This is a genomic window from Micromonospora sp. NPDC005252, assembly GCF_042872475.1.
Taxonomy (GTDB): Bacteria; Actinomycetota; Actinomycetes; order Mycobacteriales; family Micromonosporaceae; genus Micromonospora.
In genome coordinates this window covers 91089-114170 of record NZ_JBIAKN010000005.1, presented here as the reverse complement: position 1 = coordinate 114170, position 23082 = coordinate 91089, and the positions used below count along the sequence as shown (strand labels likewise).

Here is a 23082-nt window from a genome sequence, read left to right as displayed (position 1 = left end):
CGGAGGCGGCATCCGAAAAGCCGCGAACCGGCCCGGGATCAGTGCCGGCCGTTCTCCGCCGGGGTCACGGTCAGTCGGTGCCGCGTGTTGTCGCCGCTGGAGAACGGCCAGAGCCGGTCGGCGTACTCGACCAGATCGGCCAGCTGGGCGCGGCTCAGGCCGGCGGAGGAGATCGAGGCGTGCACGTCCGCCCGGTACCGGCCGTCGTCGTCGCGGCCCAGCTTCGCCTCGGCGCGTACCTGGACCGTGTGCGCCTCGTTCGTGATCTCCCCGGCCGCCTCCACCGCCGCGTGGTGCAGGCAGGACGCGAAGGCCGCGGCCAACAACTGCTCCGGTCTCAGGCCGGTGCAGTGCGCCGCCAGCGGCGACGCCAGCGGCGTGGAGAGCCCTCCGTCGTCGGTGCGTACGTGGCCGCCCTCGGCCGTCGCGGTGGCCTCGTGCAGCCAGGAACTGGGGCTCGGCATCGCGTTCCTCCCGTCGCTCCCCGCCCGGCTACCCGGCCGCGAGCGGGCGAAACGCGGGGCCACCCCGGGTTCAGGGCCCGTCGACCATCGACAGGGCCTCGGTGGCCTCCGCGGCGGCCCGCTCGTTCCACGGCGACGTCGCCGCAGGTCGGCGTGGCGTGGGGATCATCATCGGCACGTACACCCGGGCGTCCACGGCCTCGGCCAGCAGCAGCGCGGCGACCAGGCTGGTCGGACGCTGCGCCGGGTCGTCGGCCAGGCAGGAGCGGCACAGCTCGGTCACCTCCGGCGGCAGCCCGTCGATCTCGGGCAGCGGCTCCGGAGGTTGGGTCCGACGCTCGGTCAGCAGCTCGGCCGCGTTGCTCGCCCGGTAGGGCAGCCGACTGGTCAGGCAGTAGTAGAGCAGCACGCCGAGGGCGTACATGTCGGCCGCCGGGGTGGCCGGTGTGCCGTCGAGCTGCTCGGGCGCCAGGTACGCCGGGGTGCCGAACACCATGCCGTCCGGTATCGGGTCCGCGACCCCGGACGGGGTGGCGATGCCGAAGTCGAGGACCTTCACCCCGACCGGGGTGAGCATGACGTTGGCCGGCTTCACGTCGCGGTGGACGATGCCGCTCGCGTGGGCGGCGGACAGCGCGGCGGCGACCTCGGCGCAGACCCGCACCGAGATGCGCCAGTCCAGTGGACCGGCCCGCAGGTGCGCGGCGAGCGTCTCGCCCTCGGCCAGCTCCATCACGATGTAGGGCGCCCGACGGCCGGGGAGCGTCGAGGAGGTGCCGAAGTCGTGCACGCTCGCGACGTTCGGGTGCACGAGCCGCGCCGCGGAGCGGGCCTCCGTGCGGATGCGGTCCACCGTGTCGTGCAGATCCTCCGGGCCGGGCGAGATGAGCTTCACCGCGACCGGCCGGTCCAGCACCCGGTCGTGGGCTCGCCACACCTCGGACATCCCGCCCACGCCGATACGCTGTTCGAGCTGATACCGCCCATCCAGCGTGCGCATCGACCACTCCTCGCCCTCGCCCGCCGACGGCGGGTGCCTCCGAACGCGGTACCCGGGGTCCGAGCTGGGCAAACCGTGCGGTGATCGGGCTTGGCCGATCCCGGCGTACACCGGCGCGGGCCGGTGGCGGGTGCGGTAGCTTGCGAGCCAGGGCTGGGCGCACCGAGCGTGCCGGCACGGTCACCGGGGAGACACCGCGATGAGCGAGGTCACCGTACGCTTCGTCGGCGGTCCCGCGGACGGCCTGGTCCGCGAGGTTCCGGCCGGGCCGGACGGGGCTCCGCCGCCGCGTTGGATCATGCGGCACCCGGACGGCACCGGCCCGACGCAACCCGGTCCCGACCACCTCTACGAACGCGACCAGCCGGACGGCCTGGGCGGGTGGAGCATGCGGTTCGTGCGGACCGACGCGTACGGGGTGTCCGAGTGAGCACGGGCGAGGGCTGAACGGTGGTCCGGCGGCCCGGCCGCACAGCTGGCACACAGGTGGGGCAGAGGCGCGACACAGCGGACGCGCCCACGATGGGGGACATGGTCATCCAGGGGCAGACCGTGCCGGGCCGGATCGAGTTGCGCCGTCCCGACGGCGAACCGGTCCGAGTGCTGGTGGTCGACGACGAGGCGACACTGACCGACCTGCTGTCGATGGCGCTGCGCTACGAGGGCTGGCAGGTGCGCAGCGCCGGCAACGGCATGGCGGCGCTGAGCGCCGCGCGGCAGTTCCAGCCGGACGCCGTCGTGCTCGACGTCATGCTGCCCGACCTGGACGGCTTCCAGGTGCTGCGCCGGCTGCGCGAGCACGCCCCCACCGTGCCGGTGCTGTTCCTGACCGCCCGCGACGCGGTCGAGGAACGCATCGCCGGGCTGACCGTGGGCGGCGACGACTACGTGACCAAGCCGTTCAGCCTGGAGGAGGTCATCGCCCGGCTGCGCGCGCTGCTGCGCCGCTCCGGCTTCGCGGTCGCCGCCCAGGAGGAGGCGGTGCTGACCGTCGGCGACCTCAGCCTCGACGAGGACAGCCACGAGGTCCGCCGCGCCGGCCAGCTCATCACGCTGACCGCGACCGAGTTCGAGCTGTTGCGCTACCTGATGCGCAACCCGCGCCGGGTGCTCAGCAAGGCGCAGATCCTCGACCGGGTGTGGAACTACGATTTCGGCGGCCAGGCCAACGTGGTGGAGCTGTACATCTCGTACCTGCGCAAGAAGATCGACGCCGGCCGGCCGCCGATGATCCACACGCTGCGCGGCGCGGGCTATGTCCTCAAACCCGCCGACTGACGTACGGCCGCGCCGCCGGCCGCTGCGCACCGCCCGGCGGTGGCTGGCCGGCCGGTCGCTGCGGGCCCGGCTGGTATTCGCCCTGGTGGCACTGCTCGCTCTGGTCAGCGTCGCGATCGGCGGACTCACCACGGTCGCCCTGCGGCACTTCCTGGTCGGCCAGGTCGACAATCAGTTGACGATGGGGGACCGGCCGCGCGCCGACGTGCCGCCGTGGTTCCGCCAGGGCGGCGACCCCGGGTGGCCCGCCACGCCTCCGGGCGCCGTCGGCCCGCCCCCGCCGGAGCCTCCGCGTGGCTTTCCGCCGGGCTCGCTGGCCGTACGCCTCGCCGACGGCGTCACCACGGCGACGAGGAGCACCGAGAGCGGCAGCCTCGCCGACGTCCCCGCCGCGGACGCCGCGCGGCTGGTCGCGCTGCCCACCGACGGCCGGCCGCGTACGGTCACCCTCGGCGAGGGCGACGTCCGGGCGGTGGCGCGGCAGCTACCCAGCGGGGACGTGCTGGCCGTGGCGATCCCGCTCAGCGGCGTACAGGACACCGTCTGGGCGCTGGTCGCCGCGCAGGCCGGGGTGGCCGCCGTCGGGCTGCTCCTCGCCGGCGCGGCAGGCGCGCTGATCGTGCGCGCCACGCTGCGACCGCTGAACCGGGTGGCCGCCACCGCCACCCGGGTCACCGAGCTGCCGCTGGACCGGGGCGAGGTCGCGCTCGCCGTCCGGGTGCCGGCCGGGGACACCGACCCGCGGACCGAGGTCGGCCAGGTCGGCGCGGCGCTCAACCGGATGCTCGGCCACGTCGCCGACGCGCTGTCCGCGCGACAGGCCAGCGAGACCCGCGTACGCCAGTTCGTCGCCGACGCCAGCCACGAGCTGCGCACCCCCCTCGCGGCGATCCGGGGGTACGCCGAGGTGGCCCGGCGCGGCCGTGACGAGGTGCCCGCCGACGTGGCGCACGCGCTGCGCCGCGTCGAGTCGGAGAGCACCCGGATGACCAGTCTCGTCGACGACCTGCTGCTGCTGGCCCGGCTCGACACCGGCCGGCCGCTCGCTGTGGACCCGGTCGACCTGTCCGCACTCGTGGTGGACGCGGTCAGCGACGCGCACGTGGCCGGCCCCGAGCACCGCTGGCAGCTCGACCTGCCCGAGGTTGTCATCCGGGTGCCCGGCGACGCCGCCCGCCTGCACCAGGTGGTGGCGAACCTGCTGGCCAACGCCCGCGTGCACACCCCGCCGGGAACGACGGTCACCACCACGCTGGCCGTCGAGGCAAACGCCGCCGTGCTCACCGTCGCCGACGACGGGCCGGGGGTGCCGGCGGAGCTGCGACCGGAGATGTTCGAGCGGTTCGCCCGGGGCGACAGCTCCCGGTCGCGGGCGCACGGCAGCACCGGCCTCGGCCTGGCGATCGTGGCGGCCGTGGTGGAGGCCCACCACGGCACGGTCACCGTCGACAGCCGGCCGGGGCGGACCGTATTCGTCGTCCGCCTGCCGAATCCCACAGCTGACACATAGTCGGCGCACGGGGTTCCGCCAGTCCGGCCGCCGAGGCTGGCCGCATGGACAGAACAGACACCCTGCCGACGACGCCCGCCGAACCGGAGGGGCCGCCCCGCACGACCACGCGCCCCGAGGAACACTCGCCGCCGGCGGGCCGTGCGCCGGCCTGGACCCGGCCCGCGCTGGTGGTCCTGCTCCTGGGCACCGGCCTGCTGTACCTCTGGGGCCTGGCCGCCTCCGGCTGGGCCAACTCGTTCTACGCGGCCGCCGTGCAGGCCGGCTCGGTGAGCGGGAAGGCGTTCTTCTACGGCTCGTCGGACGCGGCCAACTCGATCACCGTGGACAAGACGCCCGCCTCGCTGTGGCTGATGGCCCTGTCGGTGCGCGTCTTCGGGCTCAACAGCTGGGCGATGCTCGTTCCGCAGGCGCTCTGCGGGGTCGCCTCCGTCGGCGTGCTGTACGCGAGCGTCAAGCGCTGGTACGGGCCGGTCGCCGGCCTGATCGCCGGTGCGGTCCTCGCCCTCACCCCGGTGGCGACGCTCATGTTCCGCTTCAACAACCCGGACGCGCTGCTCGTGCTGCTGCTGGTCGGCGGCGCGTACGCCACCGTGCGCGCGCTGGAGACGGCCAGCACCCGGTGGATCGTGCTGGTCGGCGTGCTGGTCGGCTTCGGCTTCCTGACCAAGATGCTCCAGGCGTTCCTGCTGGTGCCGGTGTTCGCCGGCGTCTACCTGCTGGCCGCGCCGACCGGGCTGTGGCGGCGGGTGCGGCAACTGCTGCTGGCCGGTCTCGCGGTGGTGGTGTCCGCCGGTTGGTGGGTGGCCGTCGTCGAACTCGTCCCGGCCAGCGCCCGCCCGTACATCGGCGGTTCGCAGGGCAACAGCATCCTGGAGCTGACCCTCGGCTACAACGGCCTCGGCCGGATCACCGGCGACGAGGTGGGCAGCGTCGGCGGCGGCGGTGCCGGGCGGATGGGCGGTGGCGGTGGCCCGTTCTCCGGGCAGACCGGCCTGCTGCGGATGTTCGACGGCGAGGTCGGCGGTCAGATCTCCTGGCTGCTGCCGGCCGCGCTGATCCTGCTGGTCGCGGGCCTGCTGGTGGCCGGGCGGGCCGCGCGTACCGACCGCACCCGGGCCGGCCTGCTGCTGTGGGGCGGTTGGCTGCTGGTCACCGGTCTGATCTTCAGCTTCATGTCCGGGATCTTCCACGCCTACTACACCGTGGCGCTCGCACCGGCCGTCGGCGCGCTTGTCGGCATCGGCGTCACCCTGCTCTGGCGGCAGCGCCGACCGCGGCCGGCCCCGGTCGCCGGCACGCCTGACGAACCGGTGGTGGTGTCCCGATGGCAGCGGTGGCGTCCGCTGGCCGCCACGGTGACGCTCGCCGCCACCCTCGCGGTCACCGTCTGGTGGGCGTGGGTGCTGCTCGGGCGCAGCCCCGACTGGTACCCGTGGCTGCGTACCGCCGTGCTGGTCGCCGGCCTGCTCGGCGCGGCCCTGATCCTGCTGGCCGCCCGACTGCCCCGCTGGCTGGTGCCCGTGGTGCTCGGCGTCGGCGCGGCGGCGGCCCTGGCGGGGCCGGCGGCGTACGCGGCGCAGACCGCCGCAACCCCGCACACCGGCTCGATCCCGAGCGCCGGCCCGGCGGTGGCGGGCGGTTTCGGTCGCGGCGGCTTCCCCGGCGGACGACCGCCCGGCGGCATGGCGTTCCCCGGCGGCGGGCAGTTCCCCGGCGACGGCCGCAACGGCGCTCAGCCGCCCGGCGGCGACGGCCGCAACGGCAACCAGAACGGCGGACAGTTCCCGGGCTTCCCGGGCGGCGGGCAGATGCCCGGCTTCCCGGGCGGCGGGCAGATGCCCGGCTTCCCGGGCGGCGGGCAGATGCCCGGCTTCCCGGGCGGCGGGCAGGTGCCCGCTGCTCCCGGCGGTGCGCAGGTGCCGGGCTTCCCGGGCGGTTTTCCCGGCGGCGGTCAGCTGCCCGGCGCCGGTGGTGGCCGGGAGGGCGGCGGCATGGGCGGTCTGCTCGACGCCCGCGAGCCCAGCGCCGCGCTGCGCGAGCTGCTGGAGCGCGACAGCGACGACTACACCTGGGTGGCGGCCACCATCGGTTCCAACAACGCCTCCGGCTACCAGTTGGCCACCGGTGACCCGGTGATGCCGATCGGCGGGTTCAACGGCAGCGACCCGTCACCGACGCTCGCGCAGTTCCAGCGTCACGTCGCCGAGCATAAGATCCACTACTTCGTGGGTGGCGGCGGATTCCGGGCCAACGGTGGCAGCTCCGCCGCGCAGGAGATCTCCACCTGGGTCGCGGAGACCTTCACGGCGCAGACCGTGGACGGAGTCACCGTCTACGACCTGAGCACCGGCGCGGACGCGTCGTGACCGCGCTCAGCGGCGCCCGCGCCGTCCAGACCCGGTCCACCACCGCCGGCGCGGTGCTGGACGTGGTGATCCCGGTCTACAACGAGGAGACCGACCTCGGGCCGTGCGTACGTCGGTTGCACGCGCATCTCAGCGAGCACTTCCCGTACCCGTTCCAGATCACCGTCGCCGACAACGCCAGCGTGGACGGCACCCTGGCCGTGGCCCAGGCGCTCGCCGCCGAGCTGCCCGGCGTCGGCGTACGGCACCTGGACGCCAAGGGGCGGGGGCGGGCGCTGTCCGCCGCGTGGTCCGCGTCGTCCGCGCCGGTGCTGGCGTACATGGACGTGGACCTGTCCACCGACCTGGCGGCGCTGCTGCCTCTGGTCGCGCCGCTCATCTCCGGCCACTCCGACCTGGCGATCGGCACCCGGCTGGCGCGTACGTCCCGGGTGGTGCGCGGCGCCAAGCGGGAGGTGATCTCCCGGGCCTACAACCTGCTGCTGCGGGGCGCGCTGGCGGCGCGGTTCTCCGACGCGCAGTGCGGGTTCAAGGCCATCCGCGCGGACGTGGCCGCCGGGCTGCTCCCGCACGTACGCGACACCGGCTGGTTCTTCGACACCGAGCTGCTGGTGCTCGCCCAACGGGCCGGGCTGCGCATCCACGAGGTGCCGGTGGACTGGGTCGACGACCCGGACAGCCGCGTCGACATCGTCGCCACCGCCCTGGCCGACCTGCGGGGGATGGGCCGCCTCGGTCGGGCGCTGGTGACCGGCGCGCTGCCGCTGGCCGAGCTGCGCGCGCAGCTCGGCCGGGCGCCGCTGGCCGCGCCGCCGGCGCAGGTGCCGGTCGGGCTGCCCCGGCAGCTGACCCGGTTCGCCGCCGTCGGGGTGGCCAGCACGCTGGCGTACCTGCTGCTCTTCGTGGCCACCCGGGGTGCGCTCGGGGCGCAGCCGGCGAACCTGCTGGCCCTGCTGGTGACGGCGGTGGCGAACACGGCCGCGAACCGGCGGCTGACGTTCGGCATCACCGGCAGCCGGCACGCCGGTCGCCACCACGCGCAGGGGCTGCTGGCGTTCGCGCTCGGCCTGGCGCTGACCAGCGGGGCGCTGGCGGTGCTGCACGCTCTCGTCGCCGTGCCCGCCCGGCCGGTGGAGCTGGCCGTCCTGGTGGCCGCGAACCTGGCCGCGACCGTGCTGCGCTTCGTGCTGCTGCGCCTCGGCATGCACCACCGGCGGGGCTGAGACAGCCGCCGGTCAGCCGCCCAGCACGTCCGCGAGGACCTCGACGACGCGTCGCGCGTGGCGCCCGTCGGGGTCCTCGTCGGCGTTCGGGTGTCCAGCGCAGCTTCGCAGCGTACCGACGAGGGCCGCTTCCTGTGGCCGGGCTGGGAGTCCTCCGATGTCGCCGCGACGGCGCAGGCGAGCAGCGTACGGTGATGGACAAGTCCGGCTTTCTGGGTTAAAAGCCTCACCGCTGCCTCCCCGGGACGCCGGTGTCGAGACGGGCGAGGGGAAGGAGCGGTCGGTGATCCATCTGGCCTACCTGGACGCGGGATCCGGCAGCCTGATCGTGCAGGCCGTCGTCGGCGGGGTGGCCGGCGCCGCGGTCGCCGCCAAGCTCTACTGGCGACGGCTGGTCGACCGGTTTCGTCGGCAGCCCACCGACCAGCGGTAGCGGTCGCCGCGACGATGACGACCTCACCCACCGGGGTACGCCCCGAGCCCGCCTCCTTCCGCGACCCCGCCAACCGGGTGTTCCACGTCGGCGACGAGGTGCTGCGCGGGCTCGACGCCCAGGCCGCCGAGCACTGGCGGACCCTCGCGGCCAGCCCGTTCTTTCCCACGCTCGTCTCGGCGGGCAAGGTCTGCGCCACCGAGGACGCCCCGCCGGCGCTGGTGCCCGCCGCGGCCGGCACCCCGTGGGCGGCGGTGCTGCGCCACGAGCGCATCCCGTTCGTCTCCCACCCGTACGAGTGGTCCTTCGGCATGCTGCGCGACGCCGCGCTGCTGCACCTGGAGATCCTGCGTACCGCCCTCGCCAACGGCTTCACCACCAAGGACGGCTCCGCCTACAACCTGCAGTGGCGCGGCGCGAAGCCGGTCTTCATCGACATCGGCTCCTTCGAGCCGCTGCGCGACGGGGAGCCGTGGGCGGGCTACCGGCAGTTCTGCCAGACCGTGCTCTACCCGCTGCTGCTCACCGCCCACCTGGGCGTGGACTTCCAGCCCTGGCTGCGCGCCCAGGTCGACGGCATCGAGGCCGACCAGCTGCGCCCCCTCTTCGGCGGCGCCCGCCGGCTGCGCCCCGGCGTCCTGGCCCACCTGCACCTGCACGGCGCCATGCAGCAACGCAACGCCGACGCCAGCACCAGCGACGTCAAGGCCCAACTGCGCGCCGCCGGCTACTCCCGGGACCTGCAGGCGGCCACCGTACGCGGCATCGAGAAGCTCGTCCGCCGGCTGGAGCACCGTCCGTCGCGCAGCCACTGGTCGGACTACCAGCGCACCTGCGGCTACTCGGCCCGCGACCGGGTCGCCAAGGAGCAGTTCGTGGTCACCGCGGTGGCCGCCGCCGCCCGCCCGCGCCTGGTGCTCGACCTGGGCGCCAACGACGGCCGGTACGCCCGACTGGCCGCCGGGCACGCCGACTACGTGGTCGCCGTCGAGCAGGACCCGGCCGTGGTCGACGAGCTGTACCGGGCGCTGCGCTCCGAGGGCCAGCAACGGATCCTGCCGCTGGTGGTCGACCTGGCCGACCCGTCGCCCGGTGGCGGCTGGCGCGGCGTCGAGCGCGCCGGCTTCGCGCAGCGGGCGTCGGCGGACGTCGTGCTCGCCCTGGCCCTGGTGCACCACCTGGCGATCGGCCGCAACGTGCCGCTGCCGGAGGTCGTCGACTGGCTGGCCGGGCTGAGCGCGCCCGGCGGCACCGTGGTGGTGGAGTTCATCCACCCGGACGACCCGATGGCCACTCGGCTGCTGGCCAACAAGCCCGACGGCCTCTTCCCGGACTACCGGCGCGACACCTTCGAACGGCTCCTCGCGGCCCGGGGCCGGATCACCGACCGACTGGAACTGCCCTCGGGCACCCGCACGCTCTACCGGGCGGTGATGGGTGGCTGAACCGGCAGTCGCCGACCCGCCGGGACCCGTCGCCGGCCCGCCGACGCCCGGCCGCTGGGACCGGGGCTGGCGCGGCGAGCTGGGCCGGCTGCTGGAGATCGTGGCGCTGGTCGGGCTGGTCGTCACCCAGCCGCTGCTGGACATACTCGGCCGCAGCCCCGACTTCTTCCTCTTCCACCGCGCCGACCCCGGCCAGATCCTGCTGCTGGTCGCCCTGGTGGCCCTCGCGCCCACCGTGCCCGTGGCGCTGCTCGGCGCACTGAGCCGACTGGCCGGCCGCACCGCCCGCGCGCTCACCCACACGACGCTGGTCGGGCTGCTGCTCGCCGCCCTCGCCGTGCAGGTGGGCCGGCACACGACGCCGCTTCGGGGCGTACCCCTGCTGGTGCTTGCCGGTCTGGCCGGTCTGGGCGGCGCGGCCGCGCACCGGCGGTGGCGGTCGCCGGGCAAGGCGATGCGACTGGCCGCCGCCGGGCCGGTGGCCTTCGTGGCGCTGTTCCTGTTCGTCTCGCCCACCTCGGCGGTCGTGCTGCCACGCGGCGACGGCGGCGCGGTCGGCACCGCGCAGGGCGTGGCCGTGCACCCGCCGGTGGTCATGCTGATCCTCGACGAGCTGCCGCTGGTCAGCCTGCTCGGTGGCGACGGCCGGATCGACGCGGCGCGGTTCCCGCACTTCGCCGAGCTGGCCGAAGGCTCGACCTGGTACCGCAACGCCACCGGGGTCAGCGGCTGGACGCCGAACGCGCTGCCGGCGATGCTCACCGGCCGCTACCCGGCGCGGGCGGTCGCGCCGCACTACTCGCAGTACCCGGACAACCTCTTCACCGCCTTCGGCGGCCTGTACGACATCCAGGCCCAGGAGAGCATCACCCGGCTCTGCCCACCCAGCCGGTGCGAGCAGCCCGTCACCCCCGAACAGGGCCTCGGTGTGCTGGTCCGGGAGACCGGCAAGCTGCTCGGCCAGGTCGCCGGGCCGACGAACACCCGCGTTGACCCGGAGGACTCCTACCGGGAGCAGACCCGCGTCGAGGCCGGCCTGGACGCCGCCGAGCCGGTCCCGGCCGACCCGAAGTTCCGCTGGGACAGCCTCGACGACAACCAGCCGGCCCGGTTCACCAGCTTCCTGGCCGGGCTGAAGCCGCAACCCCGACCCGCTCTGCACTTCCTGCACCTGCTGATGCCGCACTCCCCGTGGGCGTACCTGCCGTCCGGCGTCCGCTACGACGCCCCGGAGGACCTGCCCAACGACGGCACGGGCTGGGTCGAGCTGGCCCGCCAGCGTCACCTCGCCCAACTCGGCTACACCGACCGGCTGATCGGGGAGACCCTGCGGACGCTGCGCGCCAGCGGCCTCTACGACCAGGCCCTCGTCGTCGTCACCGCCGACCACGGGGTGAGCTTCCATCCGGGCGCGCAGGGCCGGGGCATGGACGCCATCAAGGCCGCCGCCGGTGAGGTCGCCTGGGTGCCCATGTTCGTCAAGGAGCCCGGGCAGCAGACCGGCCGGGTGGACGACCGCAACTGGGAACACGTCGACCTGCTGCCCACCGTCGCCGACGAAGCCGGCATCCGCCTGCCCTGGCACGTCGACGGCCGCTCCGCCCGGCAGGCTCCCCGCGCCGACGCCACGAAACACTTCTACGACACCCCCGGGGAGGCGGTCACCTTCCCCGGCGGGGTGCCCACCGCGCCGCCGCTGCCGACACCGCACCCCCTGGTGGGCACCGAGGTCCGCGCCGGCCCGCCCGGAGGCAGCGCCCAGGTCGCCGACCTGGCCGCCTTCCGGGCGACCGACCCGGACACCGGCACCCTCCCGGCGCTGGTCTGGGGTGACGTGCCGGACGCGATACCGGACGGCACGCTGCTGGCCGTCGCCGTCAACGGCCGGATCGGCGCGGTGGTCCCGGTGGTGCCGGCCGACCCGGGCGGCCGCCGCTTCGCCGCGCTGCTCACCGACGACCGGCTGTTCCGCGCCGGGACGAATCAGCTCGACGTCTACCAGGTCGCGGCGGACGGTACGCTACGGCGCCTCACGTTGTCCTGATCTCCTGTCCTCCGCTGGCGGGAGGGCGGGTTTCCCGGCTGCTCAGTCGGGAATCGGGTGACGCATACCTCACCGCCGAACCACGGCGGGCAGTGTCCCCCGAGCCGCAATTACGGTAGAAGCGAAGGCAATTCAACGTAGATCTGCCGGCGAAGCGAGGAACCACATGACGGAAGTCAAGCTCGATCACCCCGGCGGGCAGCTGTCGATGCCGGTACATCCCGCGGTCGAGGGCCCCGCTGGCATCGGGGTGAGCAAGCTGCTGAAGGAAACCGGGATGACGACGTACGACCCCGGTTTCGTCAACACCGCAGCGGCCTCATCCGCGATCACCTACATCGATGGCGACGCGGGGATCCTGCGTTACCGGGGATACCCGATCGAGCAGCTGGCCGAGAAGTCCTCCTTCCTGGAGGTCTCGTACCTGCTCATCTACGGCGAGCTGCCCACCGAGCAGCAGCTGACCGAGTTCACCGAGTGGATCCGGCGGCACTCGCTGCTGCACGAGGAGATGCGCCGCTTCTTCGACGGCTTCCCCCGCGACGCGCACCCGATGGCGGTGCTGTCGTCGGCGGTGAGCGCCCTGTCGACCTTCTACCAGGACAGCCTGGACCCGTTCGACTCCGAGCACGTGGAGATCTCCACGGTCCGGCTCATGGCGAAGGTCCCCACCATCGCCTCGTACGCGTACAAGAAGTCCATCGGGCAGCCGCTGCTCTACCCGGACAACTCCCTGGGGTACGTGGACAACCTGCTGCGCATGACCTTCGGCGTACCGGCGGAGCCGTACGTGGTCGACCCGGTGATGTCGAAGGTGCTGGACATGCTCTTCGTCCTGCACGCCGACCACGAGCAGAACTGCTCCACGTCGACCGTCCGGCTGGTCGGCTCCAGCAACGCCAACCTGTTCGCCTCCGTCTCGGCGGGCGTGAACGCGCTGTTCGGCCCGCTGCACGGCGGCGCCAACCAGGCGGTGCTGGAGATGCTCCAGCAGATCCACGCCGGCGACGGCGACGTCCGGTCCTTCGTCCGCAAGGTCAAGGACAAGCAGGACGGCGTCAAGCTCATGGGCTTCGGCCACCGGGTCTACAAGAACTACGACCCGCGGGCGGCGATCGTCAAGAAGGCCGCGCAGGACGTGCTGGGCCGGATGGCCAAGCCGGACCCGCTGCTGGACATTGCCATGGAGCTGGAGGAGATCGCGCTCGCCGACGACTTCTTCGTCTCCCGCCGGCTCTACCCGAACGTGGACTTCTACACCGGCCTGATCTACAAGGCCATGGGCTTCCCCACGAAGATGTTCACGGTGCTGTTCGCGCTCGGCCGGCTGCCCGGCTGGATCGCCCAGTGGCGCGAGATGATCAACGACCCGGAGACCAAGATCGGCCGTCCGCGGCAGGTCTACGTCGGTGCCGCCGAGCGGGACTACCTCCCCTTCGCCGAGCGCTGACCTCCGCTCTCTCGCACCATCCGCACCACCCGCATCACCCGCAGGCCGCCGACCCGATCCGGGCCGGCGGCCTGCGCCGTACCCACCCGCCCTCTCGCGTGGCGGCCCGGGCGCTTCGGCCGGATCTTCCGGCTCGGCGGTCCGTGGGGCTTCCGCTCACCCTCTCGCTGGTGATCGTTCTACTTCCGCCGGACCTCGCGGCTGGTCCGTGGGGCCTCGGCCGGACCTCGCGGCTGGCCCGTGGGGCCTCCGCTGGGCCTCGCGTCTTGGCGGTCCGTGGGCTTCCGCTGGGCCTCGCGGGGCGCTCTGCGGCCCTTCCGCTGGGCCTTCCGGCTTGCGGGCCGGCCGATCTGCCCCGGCCGGTGGCCCTCCGGGCCGTACCCCGAGTCCCTGGTTCGGCCCCTGTCGAGCTGCCCCACATATGGGGCGGGCCGAGGCGGGCCGAGGCGGGGCGTGGCGTGGCGGGCCGAGGCGGGGCGTGGCGGGCCGGGGCGGGCCGGGGCGTGGCGGGGCGTGGCGGGCCGGGGCGTGGCGGGGCGTGGCGGGCCGGGGCGGGCCGAGGCGGGGCGTGGCGGGCCGGGGCGGGCCGGGGCGGGGCGGGGCGGGGGCGTGACGGGCTTCAAGCGCCTGATCTCCGGCCTGCCCCGCTGACGGATGGCTTCGCGGATTGGTTGGGCTGGACTGACCAATGGTCGGCTCCAGGTCGCCGATATCGCGGTATCAACAGCGCCGGAACACCACAAGGTCGGCGAACTGGAGTCGATCAAGGGGCGGCCCCGGCCCCGGGGCTCCTCGGGTGATGCTGATCCGCGCTTCCGTGACGCTGATCCGCGCTTCGGTGACGCTGATCCGCGCTTCGGCGGCGCTGATCCGTGCTTTGGCGATGCTGATCCGCGCTTCTCGCTTCCGGCGGCCCGCCCCATATCTGGGGCAGCTCGACAGGGGACGAACAAGGGACCCAGGGGGCCGGGGGACGGACACCGGGCCCGAGGCGGCGCGGGGTGTGGGGCGCGTCGGACGTTGGGTTCAGAAGGCGGAGATGTCCGGGGCTCGCTCGCTGCGGCTCAGCGCGCCGATCAGCGCGGACTGGCCGTGCCGGCGGACGGCCAGGCGGACCAGCAGGTCGCGTACGGGGTCGAAGACCTCCGCCGGGAACTCCGGCGTGGGCACGCCGACGCTGACCGCGAGGTCGTCGGAGTGCACGACGATCTCCAGTTGACGTGTGAGCAGGAAGTCGGCGCGGCGCAGGGCCCAGCCCTGCCACGGGATCGGCACGACGTCGACGGCGGCTCCCCGCGACAGCAGGTCGCTGACCTTCGCCAGCGCCTCGCCGGAGCGGGCGTGCAGGTCCGCCGGGCCGCGGAGCGCGTCGGCCTCGTCCGAGCCCGCGGCGACCGCGTCGGCGTCCGGAGTGCCCTCGGTGACCCGGGCGGCCCGCTCGTAGTGGCTGTCGGCCGACTCCAGCGTGGGCAGGTCGGCGGGCGTCGGCAGCAGTTCCGCCGCCCGTACGGCCTGCCGCCCGAGGTGGCACGCCAGGGCGCCCACGGACAGGTGCGGCAGGGCGCTCGGGTTCGACCACTGCGTGGACACCTCGGGGCGCCGGATCAGGTCCAGCGCCATGGAGGCGGCGACCGGAAAGGCGGAATCGAGGGCGTCAACAGGACGAGACATCCGCACATTCTGGCAGGCCCGACCGACCTCCGCCGTGATCGACTCGGCCTGGCGGCCGGCGCTGAGCAGCGAAGCCCGGTCACTGCAATGTGATCGACTCGACTTCCAGGAAGTCGCGGTATTCCCGGCACCGGGACACCCCGACTTCAAGGAACCCGAGTCGATCAAGCGCAAGCGGGCCGGAACAGCCCGACCGTCAGCGCAGGCCGGCGGCGGCGAGCAGGTTGCCCTCGGGCAGTGCCGGGAGGGCCCGGCCCTGGGACATGCGCTGCTCGGCGCGTTCGGCCGTGAACGCGGCGTCGTTGGCGATGGCGGCGGCGTAGCTGGCGGCGGTGCGCTGGGCGATGGCCGACCAGCCGTACTGGTCGTGGACCATCCGGCGGGCGCGGCGGGCCATGGCACGGGCCCGCTCGCGGTCGGACAGCAGCGCATCGACGGCGTCGGCGAGCCCGTCCGGGTCGTGCGGGCGGAACGTCATCCCGGTCGCTCCCGGCTCCACGATCTCGGCGAGACCGCCGGTGGCGGCGACGGCCAGGGGCGCTCCGGCGGCGGCGCCCTCCAGGGCCACCATGCCGAACGGCTCGTAGATGCTCGGCACCGCGAAGCAGTCGGACGCCGCCATCAACGCCGGCAGGTCATTGCCGCCCAGGAAGCCCGGCATGGAGACCATGCCGCCCAGGCCGCGGCGGTGCACCTCGGCCTCCAACTCGGCGCGGTACGGACCGTCGCCGGCGATCACCGCGCGCAGCCCGGGGTGCCGCTCGCGCAGCCGGGGGAGGGCGGCGATCAGGTGCTGCACGCCCTTCTCGTACACGAGCCGGCCGGCGAAGGTGACCAGTGGGCCGTCCCCGGCGAACCGGGCCCGCGCCGCGGCCACGTCCCGCGCCGGCACCTTCCAGCGGTGTGACTCGACGCCGTTGGCGACCACGTCGACGCGTCCGGCCGGTACGCCGAACAGCGCGCCCACCTCGTCGCGCATGTAGCCGGAGCAGACGATCACCCGACCGGACTCGCTGCTGAGCCACTGCTCGACGCCGTGGATGGTGCGGTTCATCTCCTCGGGCAGCCAGCCCTGGTGCCGGCCCGCCTCGGTGGCGTGGATGGTGCTGACGAGGGGGAGGTCCAGGTGGTCGCGCAACGTCATCGCGGTGTGGGCGACGAGCCAGTCGTGGGCGTGGATGACGTCGTAGCTGCCGGCCTGGGTGGCGCGTAGGGCGGTGCGGGTGAGGGTGTGGTTGAAGGCCATGGTCCAGGCGAGCAGGGAGTTGGTGGCGAGGGGGAAGGTGACGGGGTCTTCGGGGGCGCGCAGGATGCGGACGCCGTCGGCGTATTCCTCCAGGGGTGCGCCGTCGGCGTGGCGGGTGACGACGGTGACGTCGTGGCCGGCGGCGGCGAGGGCGACGGAGAGGGCGTGCACGTGTCGGCCGAGGCCGCCGACGAGCACCGGCGGGTACTCCCACGACAGCATGAGGATGCGACGGGTCTGCGGCGGCACCCCGGGGCCGGCATGCGCGGGCACGATCGCGCCGGGCTGCGCGGACGGGCCGGGCTGCGCGGGAAGCTGCGGCCGAAAGGTCAGGGTGGGCCGGTGGGCCCGGTCCTTGGTGGCAGCGAGCTGCTCATCGACCCGCAGGGTCGTCACATCAATCTCCGTCCATGCATGGTGGTGCGCGCCGGCGTCAGTGGCGGCGGAGTGAGAGGTGGAAAGGGTGGCCGAGGGCCGAGTGAGGTCGCGCGCGGACGCGTGCCCCCCGACAAGCAAAGGGCATCGGGCCCCGGAACGCACCTTGAAAGCGTCCATGGTGACGGAGGACACCTGAGGGTGTAGCGCGCATCAGACAGGTGGATTCCGGTCATCGCCTGAAAGGATGGATTGGCGCACCGGGGGGCAGGGCAATACCGGCGTGCGCGTGGGCGGCCTGTCGTCGGCGCGCTCGTGGCGCGGTGCGCACATGACCATGGTCTGAAGGAGCGACATGCAGGTCTGGCCGGGCGAGCGGTATCCCCTGGGCGCCACCTACGACGGGATGGGCACCAACTTCGCCATCTTCTCCGAGGTGGCCGAGCGGATCGAACTCTGCCTCTTCGACGAGTGGGACACCGGCGCCGAGCGCCGCGTCGAGCTGCGCGAGGTGGACGCCTACGTCTGGCACGCGTACCTGCCGGGCATCGAGCCGGGGCAGCGCTACGGCTACCGGGTGTACGGGCCGTACGACCCGGCGAACGGGCTGCGCTGCAACCCGCACAAGCTGCTGCTCGACCCGTACGCCAAGGCCATCGACGGTGACGTGACGTGGGACCCGGCGGTGTACGACTACGACATGGCCGACCCGGAGCGGATGAACGAGAGCGACTCGGCGCCGTTCATGCCGAAGTCGGTGGTGGTCAACCCGTACTTCGACTGGGGCAACGACAAGCCGCCGCGTACGCCGTACCACCACTCGGTGATCTACGAGGCGCACGTGCGCGGGCTGACCATGCGCCACCCGGACATCCCGGAGGAGCTGCGCGGCACGTACGCGGGCATCGCCTCCCCGCCGATGATCGAGCACCTGACCCGGCTCGGGGTGACGGCGATCGAGCTGATGCCGGTGCACGAGTTCGTGCACGACCACCGCCTCGTCGACCTGGGCCTGCGCAACTACTGGGGTTACAACACGATCGGCTTCTTCGCCCCGCACCACGGCTACTCGGCCCTGGGCCACCTGGGGCAGCAGGTGCAGGAGTTCCGGGGCATGGTCAAGGCGCTGCACGCGGCGGGCATCGAGGTCATCCTCGACGTGGTCTACAACCACACCGCCGAGGGCAACCACCTCGGGCCGACGTTGAGCTTCAAGGGCGTGGACGCCCCGAGCTACTACCGGCTCAGCGAGGAGGACCGGCGCTACTTCGTCGACTACACGGGCACCGGCAATAGCCTCAACGTCCGCAGCCCGCACTCGCTGCAACTGATCATGGATTCGCTGCGGTACTGGGTGACCGAGATGCACGTCGACGGCTTCCGGTTCGACCTGGCGGCCACCCTGGCCCGCGAGTTCTACGAGGTGGACCGGCTCTCCACCTTCTTCGAGGTGGTCCAGCAGGACCCGGTGGTCAGCCAGGTCAAGCTGATCGCCGAGCCGTGGGACGTCGGCCCCGGCGGCTACCAGGTGGGCAACTTCCCGCCGCTGTGGACCGAGTGGAACGGCAAGTACCGCGACACGGTGCGGGACTTCTGGCGCGGCGAGCCGGCCACCCTCGCCGAGTTCGCGTCGCGGATCTCCGGCTCGGCCGACCTCTACCAGGACGACGGCCGCCGCCCGTTCCACAGCATCAACTTCGTGACCGTCCACGACGGGTTCACGCTCACCGATTTGGTGTCGTACAACGACAAGCACAACGAGGCCAACGGCGAGGAGAACCGGGACGGCGAGAGCCACAACCGGTCCTGGAACTGCGGCGTGGAGGGCGACACCGACGACGACGCGGTGCTCGCCCTGCGGGCCAAGCAGCGGCGCAACTTCCTGGCCACGCTGATGCTCTCGCAGGGCGTGCCGATGATCGGCCACGGCGACGAGTTGGGCCGCACCCAGCACGGCAACAACAACGCCTACTGCCAGGACAGCGAGCTGGCCTGGATCGACTGGGACAACGTCGACGAACAGCTGCTGGACTTCGTCCGTACGCTCACCGAGTTCCGCAAGCGGCACCAGGTGTTCCGCCGCCGCCGGTTCTTCACCGGTCTGCCGGTGGGTGGGCGCGGCACCGACGAGCCGCTGCCCGACCTGGCCTGGCACACCCCCGACGGGCGGGAGATGACCGGCGAGGACTGGGGCAACGACTTCGGCCGCTCGGTGGCGCTGTTCGTCAACGGTGAGGGCATCCGCGAGCGCGGCCAGTACGGCCAGAAACACCACGACGCCTCGTTCCTGCTCTGCTTCAACGCCCACGACGCGCCGTTGGACTTCACGATGCCCGGCAGTGAGTACGGCCAGAAGTGGGAACGGGTGATCAGCACTGCCGAACCCGAGCCCGACGAAGCCACGGTGATCAGCGCGGGCGGCACCATCCGGGTGCCGGACCGCTCCCTGGTGGTGCTGGAAAGGACGATCTGACATGGCCGCCACCCCTCCGCAGGCCACCTACCGCGTCCAGGTCCGTCCCGGCTACGACCTGGACGCCACCGCCGGCATCCTCGACTACCTCGCCGACCTGGGCGTCAGCCACCTCTACAGCGCCCCCCTGCTGGCCGCGACGCCCGGTTCCGCGCACGGCTACGACGTGGTCGACCACCGCACGGTCAACCCGGAGCTGGGCGGGGAGGCCGCCCGGCAGCGGCTGCTGCGGGCACTGCGGGAGAAGCGGCTCGGCCTGGTCGTCGACATCGTGCCCAATCACGCCGGGGTCGCCGTGCCGCCGGCCAACCCGGCCTGGTGGGACGTGCTGCGCCGGGGGCGCGACTCGTCGTACGCCGACTGGTTCGACATCGACTGGGACCGGGGCCGGCTGCTGCTGCCGGTGCTGGCCGATGACCCGGCCGCCCTGGACGACCTGAAGCTCGTCGACGGCGAGCTGCGCTACCACGAGCACCGCTTCCCGGTCGCCGACGGCACCGGCGACGGCAGCGCACGCGAGGTGCACGACCGGCAGCACTATGAGCTGATCTCCTGGCGGCGCGGGGACGCCGAGCTGACGTACCGCCGGTTCTTCGCCATCGCGGGCCTGGCGGGCCTGCGCGTGGAGGACCCGGCGGTGTTCGCCGCCGTGCACGAGCTGATCCTGCGCTGGACCGCGGACGGCGAGGTCGACGGCATCCGCGTCGACCACCCGGACGGCCTGCGCGACCCCGCCGGCTACCTCGCCCGACTGCGCGAGGCCGCGCCGGCGGCCTGGCTCGTGGTGGAGAAGATCCTGGAGTACGGCGAGGAGCTGCCGGACTGGCCGGTGGACGGCACCACCGGCTACGACGCCCTTGCCGCGGTCAACGGCCTGTTCGTCGACCCGGACGCCGAGGGCGACTTCACGGCGTTGGACACCCGCCTCGCCGGGCACCACACCTCGTGGCAGGACCTGACCCACACCACGAAGCTGGCCGCCGCCACCACGCTGCTCGCCGCCGAGCTGACCCGGCTGGCCGCGCTCGCCCCCGAGGTGCCGACCGAGCAGGCCCGCGCCGCGCTCGCCGAGCTGGCCGCTGCCTTCCCGGTCTATCGCGGCTACCCACCACACGGCGCCCGCTACCTGGCCGCCGCCCGCTCCGAGGCCGGCCGCCGCCGCCCCGACCTGACCGGCGCCCTGGACGCGGTCACCCGCCGACTGCGCGACCCCGACGACGAGCTGGCGATGCGTTTCCCGCAGCTCACCGGCGCGGTGATGGCCAAGGGCGTGGAGGACACCGCGTTCTACCGCTGGACCCGGTTCGTGGCGCTCAACGAGGTCGGCGGCAGCCCCGCCCACTTCGGCGTGCCACCGGCGGAGTTCCACCGCTTCGCCGCCGCCCGGCAGGTCCGCTGGCCCGCGAGCATGACCACCCTCTCCACCCACGACACGAAGCGCGGCGAGGACGTCCGCGCCCGCCTCGCCGTGCTCAGCGAGCTGCCGGACCGCTGGGCCGAGCAGGTCGAGACCTGGATGGAGTACGCGCCGCTGCCCGACCCGTCGTTCGCCCACCTGCTCTGGCAGACCGCCGTCGGGGCGTGGCCGATCGAGCGGGAGCGGCTGCACGCGTACGCCGAGAAGGCCGCCCGGGAGGCCGCGGCCTCGACCAGTTGGGCGGACCCGGACCCGGCCTTCGAGCAGGCCATGCACGCGGTGATCGACCGGATGTACGACGACCCGAGCCTGCACGACGAGCTGACCGAACTCGCCGCCGCCATCACCCCGGCCGGCTGGTGCAACTCGCTCGGGCAGAAGCTGATCCAGCTCACCATGCCCGGCGTGCCGGACACCTACCAGGGCACCGAGCTGTGGGACAACTCCCTCGTCGACCCGGACAATCGCCGGCCGGTCGACTTCGACGTACGCCGGGAGATGCTGGCGCGGCTCGACGGCGGCTGGCGTCCCCCGGTCGACACCGACGGAGCAGCGAAGCTGCTCGTCGTGTCGCGGACGCTGCGGTTGCGGCGGGCGCACCCGGAGCTGTTCACCGGCTACCGGCCGGTGCCGGCGCACGGGCCGGCCGGTCGGCACGTGGTGGCGTTCGACCGGGGTGGCGCGATCCCCGTGGCGACCCGCCTGCCGCTGGGTCTGGCGCGCGCCGGCGGCTGGCGCGACACAGCCCTGTCGCTTGGTGTTAACGAGGTGAAGGACCTGTTCACCGGCCGGGTCTACAGTGGCGGGGAGACGTCGCTGGACAATCTTCTGGCCGACTATCCCGTCGCTCTGCTGGCTCCTCTCCCCGCTGCCGAGGAGGCCGTTTGATGACCGAGTTTTCCGTCTGGGCGCCGGACGCCACGCGGGTGCGGCTGCGCCTGGCCGGCGACACCGACCACGAGATGCGCGCCGCCGCCGACGGCTGGTGGCGGGTCGAGGTGCCCGACGCCGGCCTCGACTACTCCTTTCTGCTGAACGACGAGGAAACCCCACTGCCCGACCCCCGCTCGCCGTGGCAGCCTGCGGGGGTGCACGGGCCGAGCCGCCGCTACGACCACTCCGCCTTCGAGTGGTCCGACAGCGCGTGGACGGGCCGGCAACTGCCCGGCAGCATCCTGTACGAGCTGCACATCGGCACCTTCACCCCGGAAGGCACCTTCGACGCGGCCATCGACCGCCTCGACCACCTGGTGAACCTCGGTGTCGACCTGATCGAACTGCTCCCGGTCAACGCCTTCAACGGCGAACACAACTGGGGGTACGACGGCGTCTGCTGGTTTGCCCCGCACCAGCCCTACGGCGGCCCCGACGGCCTGAAACGGTTCGTCGACGCCGCCCACGCGCGCGGGTTGGGGGTGATCCTCGACGTCGTCTACAACCATTTCGGGCCCTCCGGGGCCTACGCGCCGCGGTTCGGGCCCTACCTCGCCGAGCAGAGCAACACGTGGGGCCGCTCGGTCAACCTGGACGGCCCGCACTCCGACGAGGTACGCCGCTACATCATCGACAGCGTGCTCATGTGGCTGCGCGACTACCACGTCGACGGGCTACGCCTGGACGCCGTGCACGCCCTGCCGGACACCCGGGCGATCCCGCTGCTCGAAGAGCTGGCCATCGAGGTCGAGTCGCTGTCGACGCACCTGGGGCGGCCGTTGTCGCTGATCGCCGAATCGGACCTGAACGACCCGCGGCTGATCACGCCTCGGGAGGCCGGTGGGTTCGGGCTGCACGCCCAGTGGAACGACGACGCCCACCACGCGCTGCACACGCTGCTGACGGGGGAGCGGCAGGGGTACTACGGCGACTTTGGCTCCCTGGAGACCCTGTCGGACGTGCTGACCGGCGGCTTCTTCCACGCGGGCACCTGGTCGAGCTTCCGCAACCGTCACCACGGGCGGCCTCTCGACTCTCGCGTCCCTGGTCACCGGCTGGTGGCGTATTTGCAGAACCACGACCAGATCGGGAACCGGGCCACCGGGGATCGGATCTCGGCGTCGCTGTCGCCTGGGCTGCTCCGGGTCGGGGCGATGCTGCTGCTGACGGCGCCCTTCACTCCCATGCTGTTCATGGGGGAGGAGTGGGCCGCCTCCACGCCGTGGCAGTTCTTCACATCGCACCCTGAGCCTGAGCTGGCTACCGCCGTGGCTCTGGGGCGGCGGCGGGAGTTTGCTTCGCACGGGTGGGCTGAGGGGGACGTGCCGGATCCGCAGGACCCGGAGACGTTCGTGCGGTCGCGGTTGGACTGGGCCGAGCTGGACAAGCCTGAGCATCGGGAGATGTTGGCGTTCTACCAGCGGTTGATCGGGTTGCGGCGGTCGGTGGCTGATCTGTCGGATCCTCGGATGCACGAGGTATCGGTGCAGCACGGGGACCAGTTCCTGCTGATGCGGCGGGGGGAGACGTTGGTTGTCGCCAACTTCGCTGGGCGGGGGCAGGGGGTGTCGTTGCCTGGAGTGGCGCGGCGGGTTCTGCTGGCAACCGGCGAGGGCGTCACGGTGATGCGGGACCGTATCGAGCTGCCCGCTGAGACAGCGGCGATCGTGGCGCTCTGAGGCCTGCGGATTCTGCGTAAACCCGAGTGAAGCTGAACAAAGGTGAGCAGGAGAGGGCGACAAATTAGAGCA

The 23082-nt window shown here is 73.1% G+C and carries 17 protein-coding genes; 13 read left to right on the top strand and 4 right to left on the bottom strand.

From position 1 onward, the window contains the following. Nucleotides 1-38: 38 nt before the first annotated feature. Both ACFYPH_RS16590 and ACFYPH_RS16585 read right to left on the bottom strand, forming a co-directional pair. A complete protein-coding gene (locus ACFYPH_RS16590) occupies nucleotides 39-464 on the bottom strand; it encodes an OsmC family protein (protein WP_266241740.1) in 426 nt (141 codons plus the stop codon). 70 nt (nucleotides 465-534) lie between these two features. Beyond that, nucleotides 535-1464 carry a serine/threonine-protein kinase gene (locus ACFYPH_RS16585; protein ID WP_387182538.1) on the bottom strand — a complete coding sequence of 310 codons (930 nt, stop codon included), beginning with the start codon at nucleotides 1462-1464 and terminating at the stop codon, nucleotides 535-537. 199 nt (nucleotides 1465-1663) lie between these two features. On the opposite strand from ACFYPH_RS16585, the gene ACFYPH_RS16580 reads away from it, so the two are divergent. The 10 genes from ACFYPH_RS16580 to ACFYPH_RS16535 all read left to right on the top strand — a co-directional run bounded on the left by ACFYPH_RS16580 (nucleotide 1664) and on the right by ACFYPH_RS16535 (nucleotide 13867). After that, nucleotides 1664-1894 (top strand): hypothetical protein, encoded by a 231-nt coding sequence (locus ACFYPH_RS16580; RefSeq protein WP_363940219.1) that lies wholly within the window; start codon nucleotides 1664-1666, stop codon nucleotides 1892-1894. A gap of 101 nt (nucleotides 1895-1995) precedes the next feature. Beyond that, nucleotides 1996-2742, top strand: a complete 747-nt coding sequence (locus ACFYPH_RS16575; RefSeq protein WP_234588622.1) for a response regulator transcription factor — start codon at nucleotides 1996-1998, stop codon at nucleotides 2740-2742. A gap of 43 nt (nucleotides 2743-2785) precedes the next feature. Next, nucleotides 2786-4252, top strand: a complete 1467-nt coding sequence (locus ACFYPH_RS16570; protein WP_387183135.1) for a sensor histidine kinase — start codon at nucleotides 2786-2788, stop codon at nucleotides 4250-4252. A gap of 44 nt (nucleotides 4253-4296) precedes the next feature. Next, nucleotides 4297-6621, top strand: coding sequence for an ArnT family glycosyltransferase (locus ACFYPH_RS16565; RefSeq protein WP_387182534.1), 2325 nt, complete (start codon nucleotides 4297-4299; stop codon nucleotides 6619-6621). After that, nucleotides 6618-7844 (top strand): glycosyltransferase, encoded by a 1227-nt coding sequence (locus tag ACFYPH_RS16560; protein WP_387182531.1) that lies wholly within the window; start codon nucleotides 6618-6620, stop codon nucleotides 7842-7844. The genes ACFYPH_RS16565 and ACFYPH_RS16560 overlap by 4 nt, the downstream gene beginning before the upstream one ends. A 283-nt stretch (nucleotides 7845-8127) precedes the next feature. Next, a complete protein-coding gene (locus tag ACFYPH_RS16555; protein ID WP_007459587.1) occupies nucleotides 8128-8277 on the top strand; it encodes a hypothetical protein in 150 nt (49 codons plus the stop codon). A 14-nt stretch (nucleotides 8278-8291) separates the two neighbouring features. Next, nucleotides 8292-9722, top strand: coding sequence for a class I SAM-dependent methyltransferase (locus tag ACFYPH_RS16550; RefSeq protein ID WP_354862870.1), 1431 nt, complete (start codon nucleotides 8292-8294; stop codon nucleotides 9720-9722). Beyond that, complete coding sequence (locus ACFYPH_RS16545) at nucleotides 9715-11766, top strand: sulfatase-like hydrolase/transferase (RefSeq protein ID WP_387182528.1); 2052 nt, start codon at nucleotides 9715-9717, stop codon at nucleotides 11764-11766. The genes ACFYPH_RS16550 and ACFYPH_RS16545 overlap by 8 nt, the downstream gene beginning before the upstream one ends. A 166-nt stretch (nucleotides 11767-11932) precedes the next feature. Further along, nucleotides 11933-13216 carry a citrate synthase gene (locus tag ACFYPH_RS16540; protein WP_354862874.1) on the top strand — a complete coding sequence of 428 codons (1284 nt, stop codon included), beginning with the start codon at nucleotides 11933-11935 and terminating at the stop codon, nucleotides 13214-13216. A gap of 453 nt (nucleotides 13217-13669) precedes the next feature. Continuing rightward, nucleotides 13670-13867, top strand: coding sequence for a hypothetical protein (locus ACFYPH_RS16535; RefSeq protein ID WP_387182524.1), 198 nt, complete (start codon nucleotides 13670-13672; stop codon nucleotides 13865-13867). A gap of 375 nt (nucleotides 13868-14242) precedes the next feature. Here ACFYPH_RS16535 and ACFYPH_RS16530 read toward each other — a convergent pair whose 3' ends face one another. Both ACFYPH_RS16530 and ACFYPH_RS16525 read right to left on the bottom strand, forming a co-directional pair. Then, nucleotides 14243-14887, bottom strand: a complete 645-nt coding sequence (locus tag ACFYPH_RS16530; protein WP_355136962.1) for a maleylpyruvate isomerase N-terminal domain-containing protein — start codon at nucleotides 14885-14887, stop codon at nucleotides 14243-14245. 196 nt (nucleotides 14888-15083) lie between these two features. After that, nucleotides 15084-16529, bottom strand: a complete 1446-nt coding sequence (locus ACFYPH_RS16525; RefSeq protein WP_387182521.1) for a glycosyltransferase family 4 protein — start codon at nucleotides 16527-16529, stop codon at nucleotides 15084-15086. 334 nt (nucleotides 16530-16863) lie between these two features. Here ACFYPH_RS16525 and glgX point away from each other — a divergent pair, with 334 nt between their 5' ends. From glgX to treZ, 3 genes are read left to right on the top strand one after another with little or no spacing between them, the layout of a single operon-like run. Next, nucleotides 16864-18981, top strand: a complete 2118-nt coding sequence (gene glgX, locus ACFYPH_RS16520; protein WP_387182518.1) for a glycogen debranching protein GlgX — start codon at nucleotides 16864-16866, stop codon at nucleotides 18979-18981. A gap of 1 nt (nucleotide 18982) precedes the next feature. After that, a complete protein-coding gene (gene treY / locus ACFYPH_RS16515; RefSeq protein WP_387182515.1) occupies nucleotides 18983-21286 on the top strand; it encodes a malto-oligosyltrehalose synthase in 2304 nt (767 codons plus the stop codon). Next, on the top strand, nucleotides 21286-23010 hold the full coding sequence (gene treZ, locus ACFYPH_RS16510; RefSeq protein WP_387182512.1) for a malto-oligosyltrehalose trehalohydrolase: 1725 nt from the start codon (nucleotides 21286-21288) through the stop codon (nucleotides 23008-23010). Before treY ends, treZ begins: the two co-directional genes overlap by 1 nt. Nucleotides 23011-23082 lie beyond the last annotated feature (72 nt).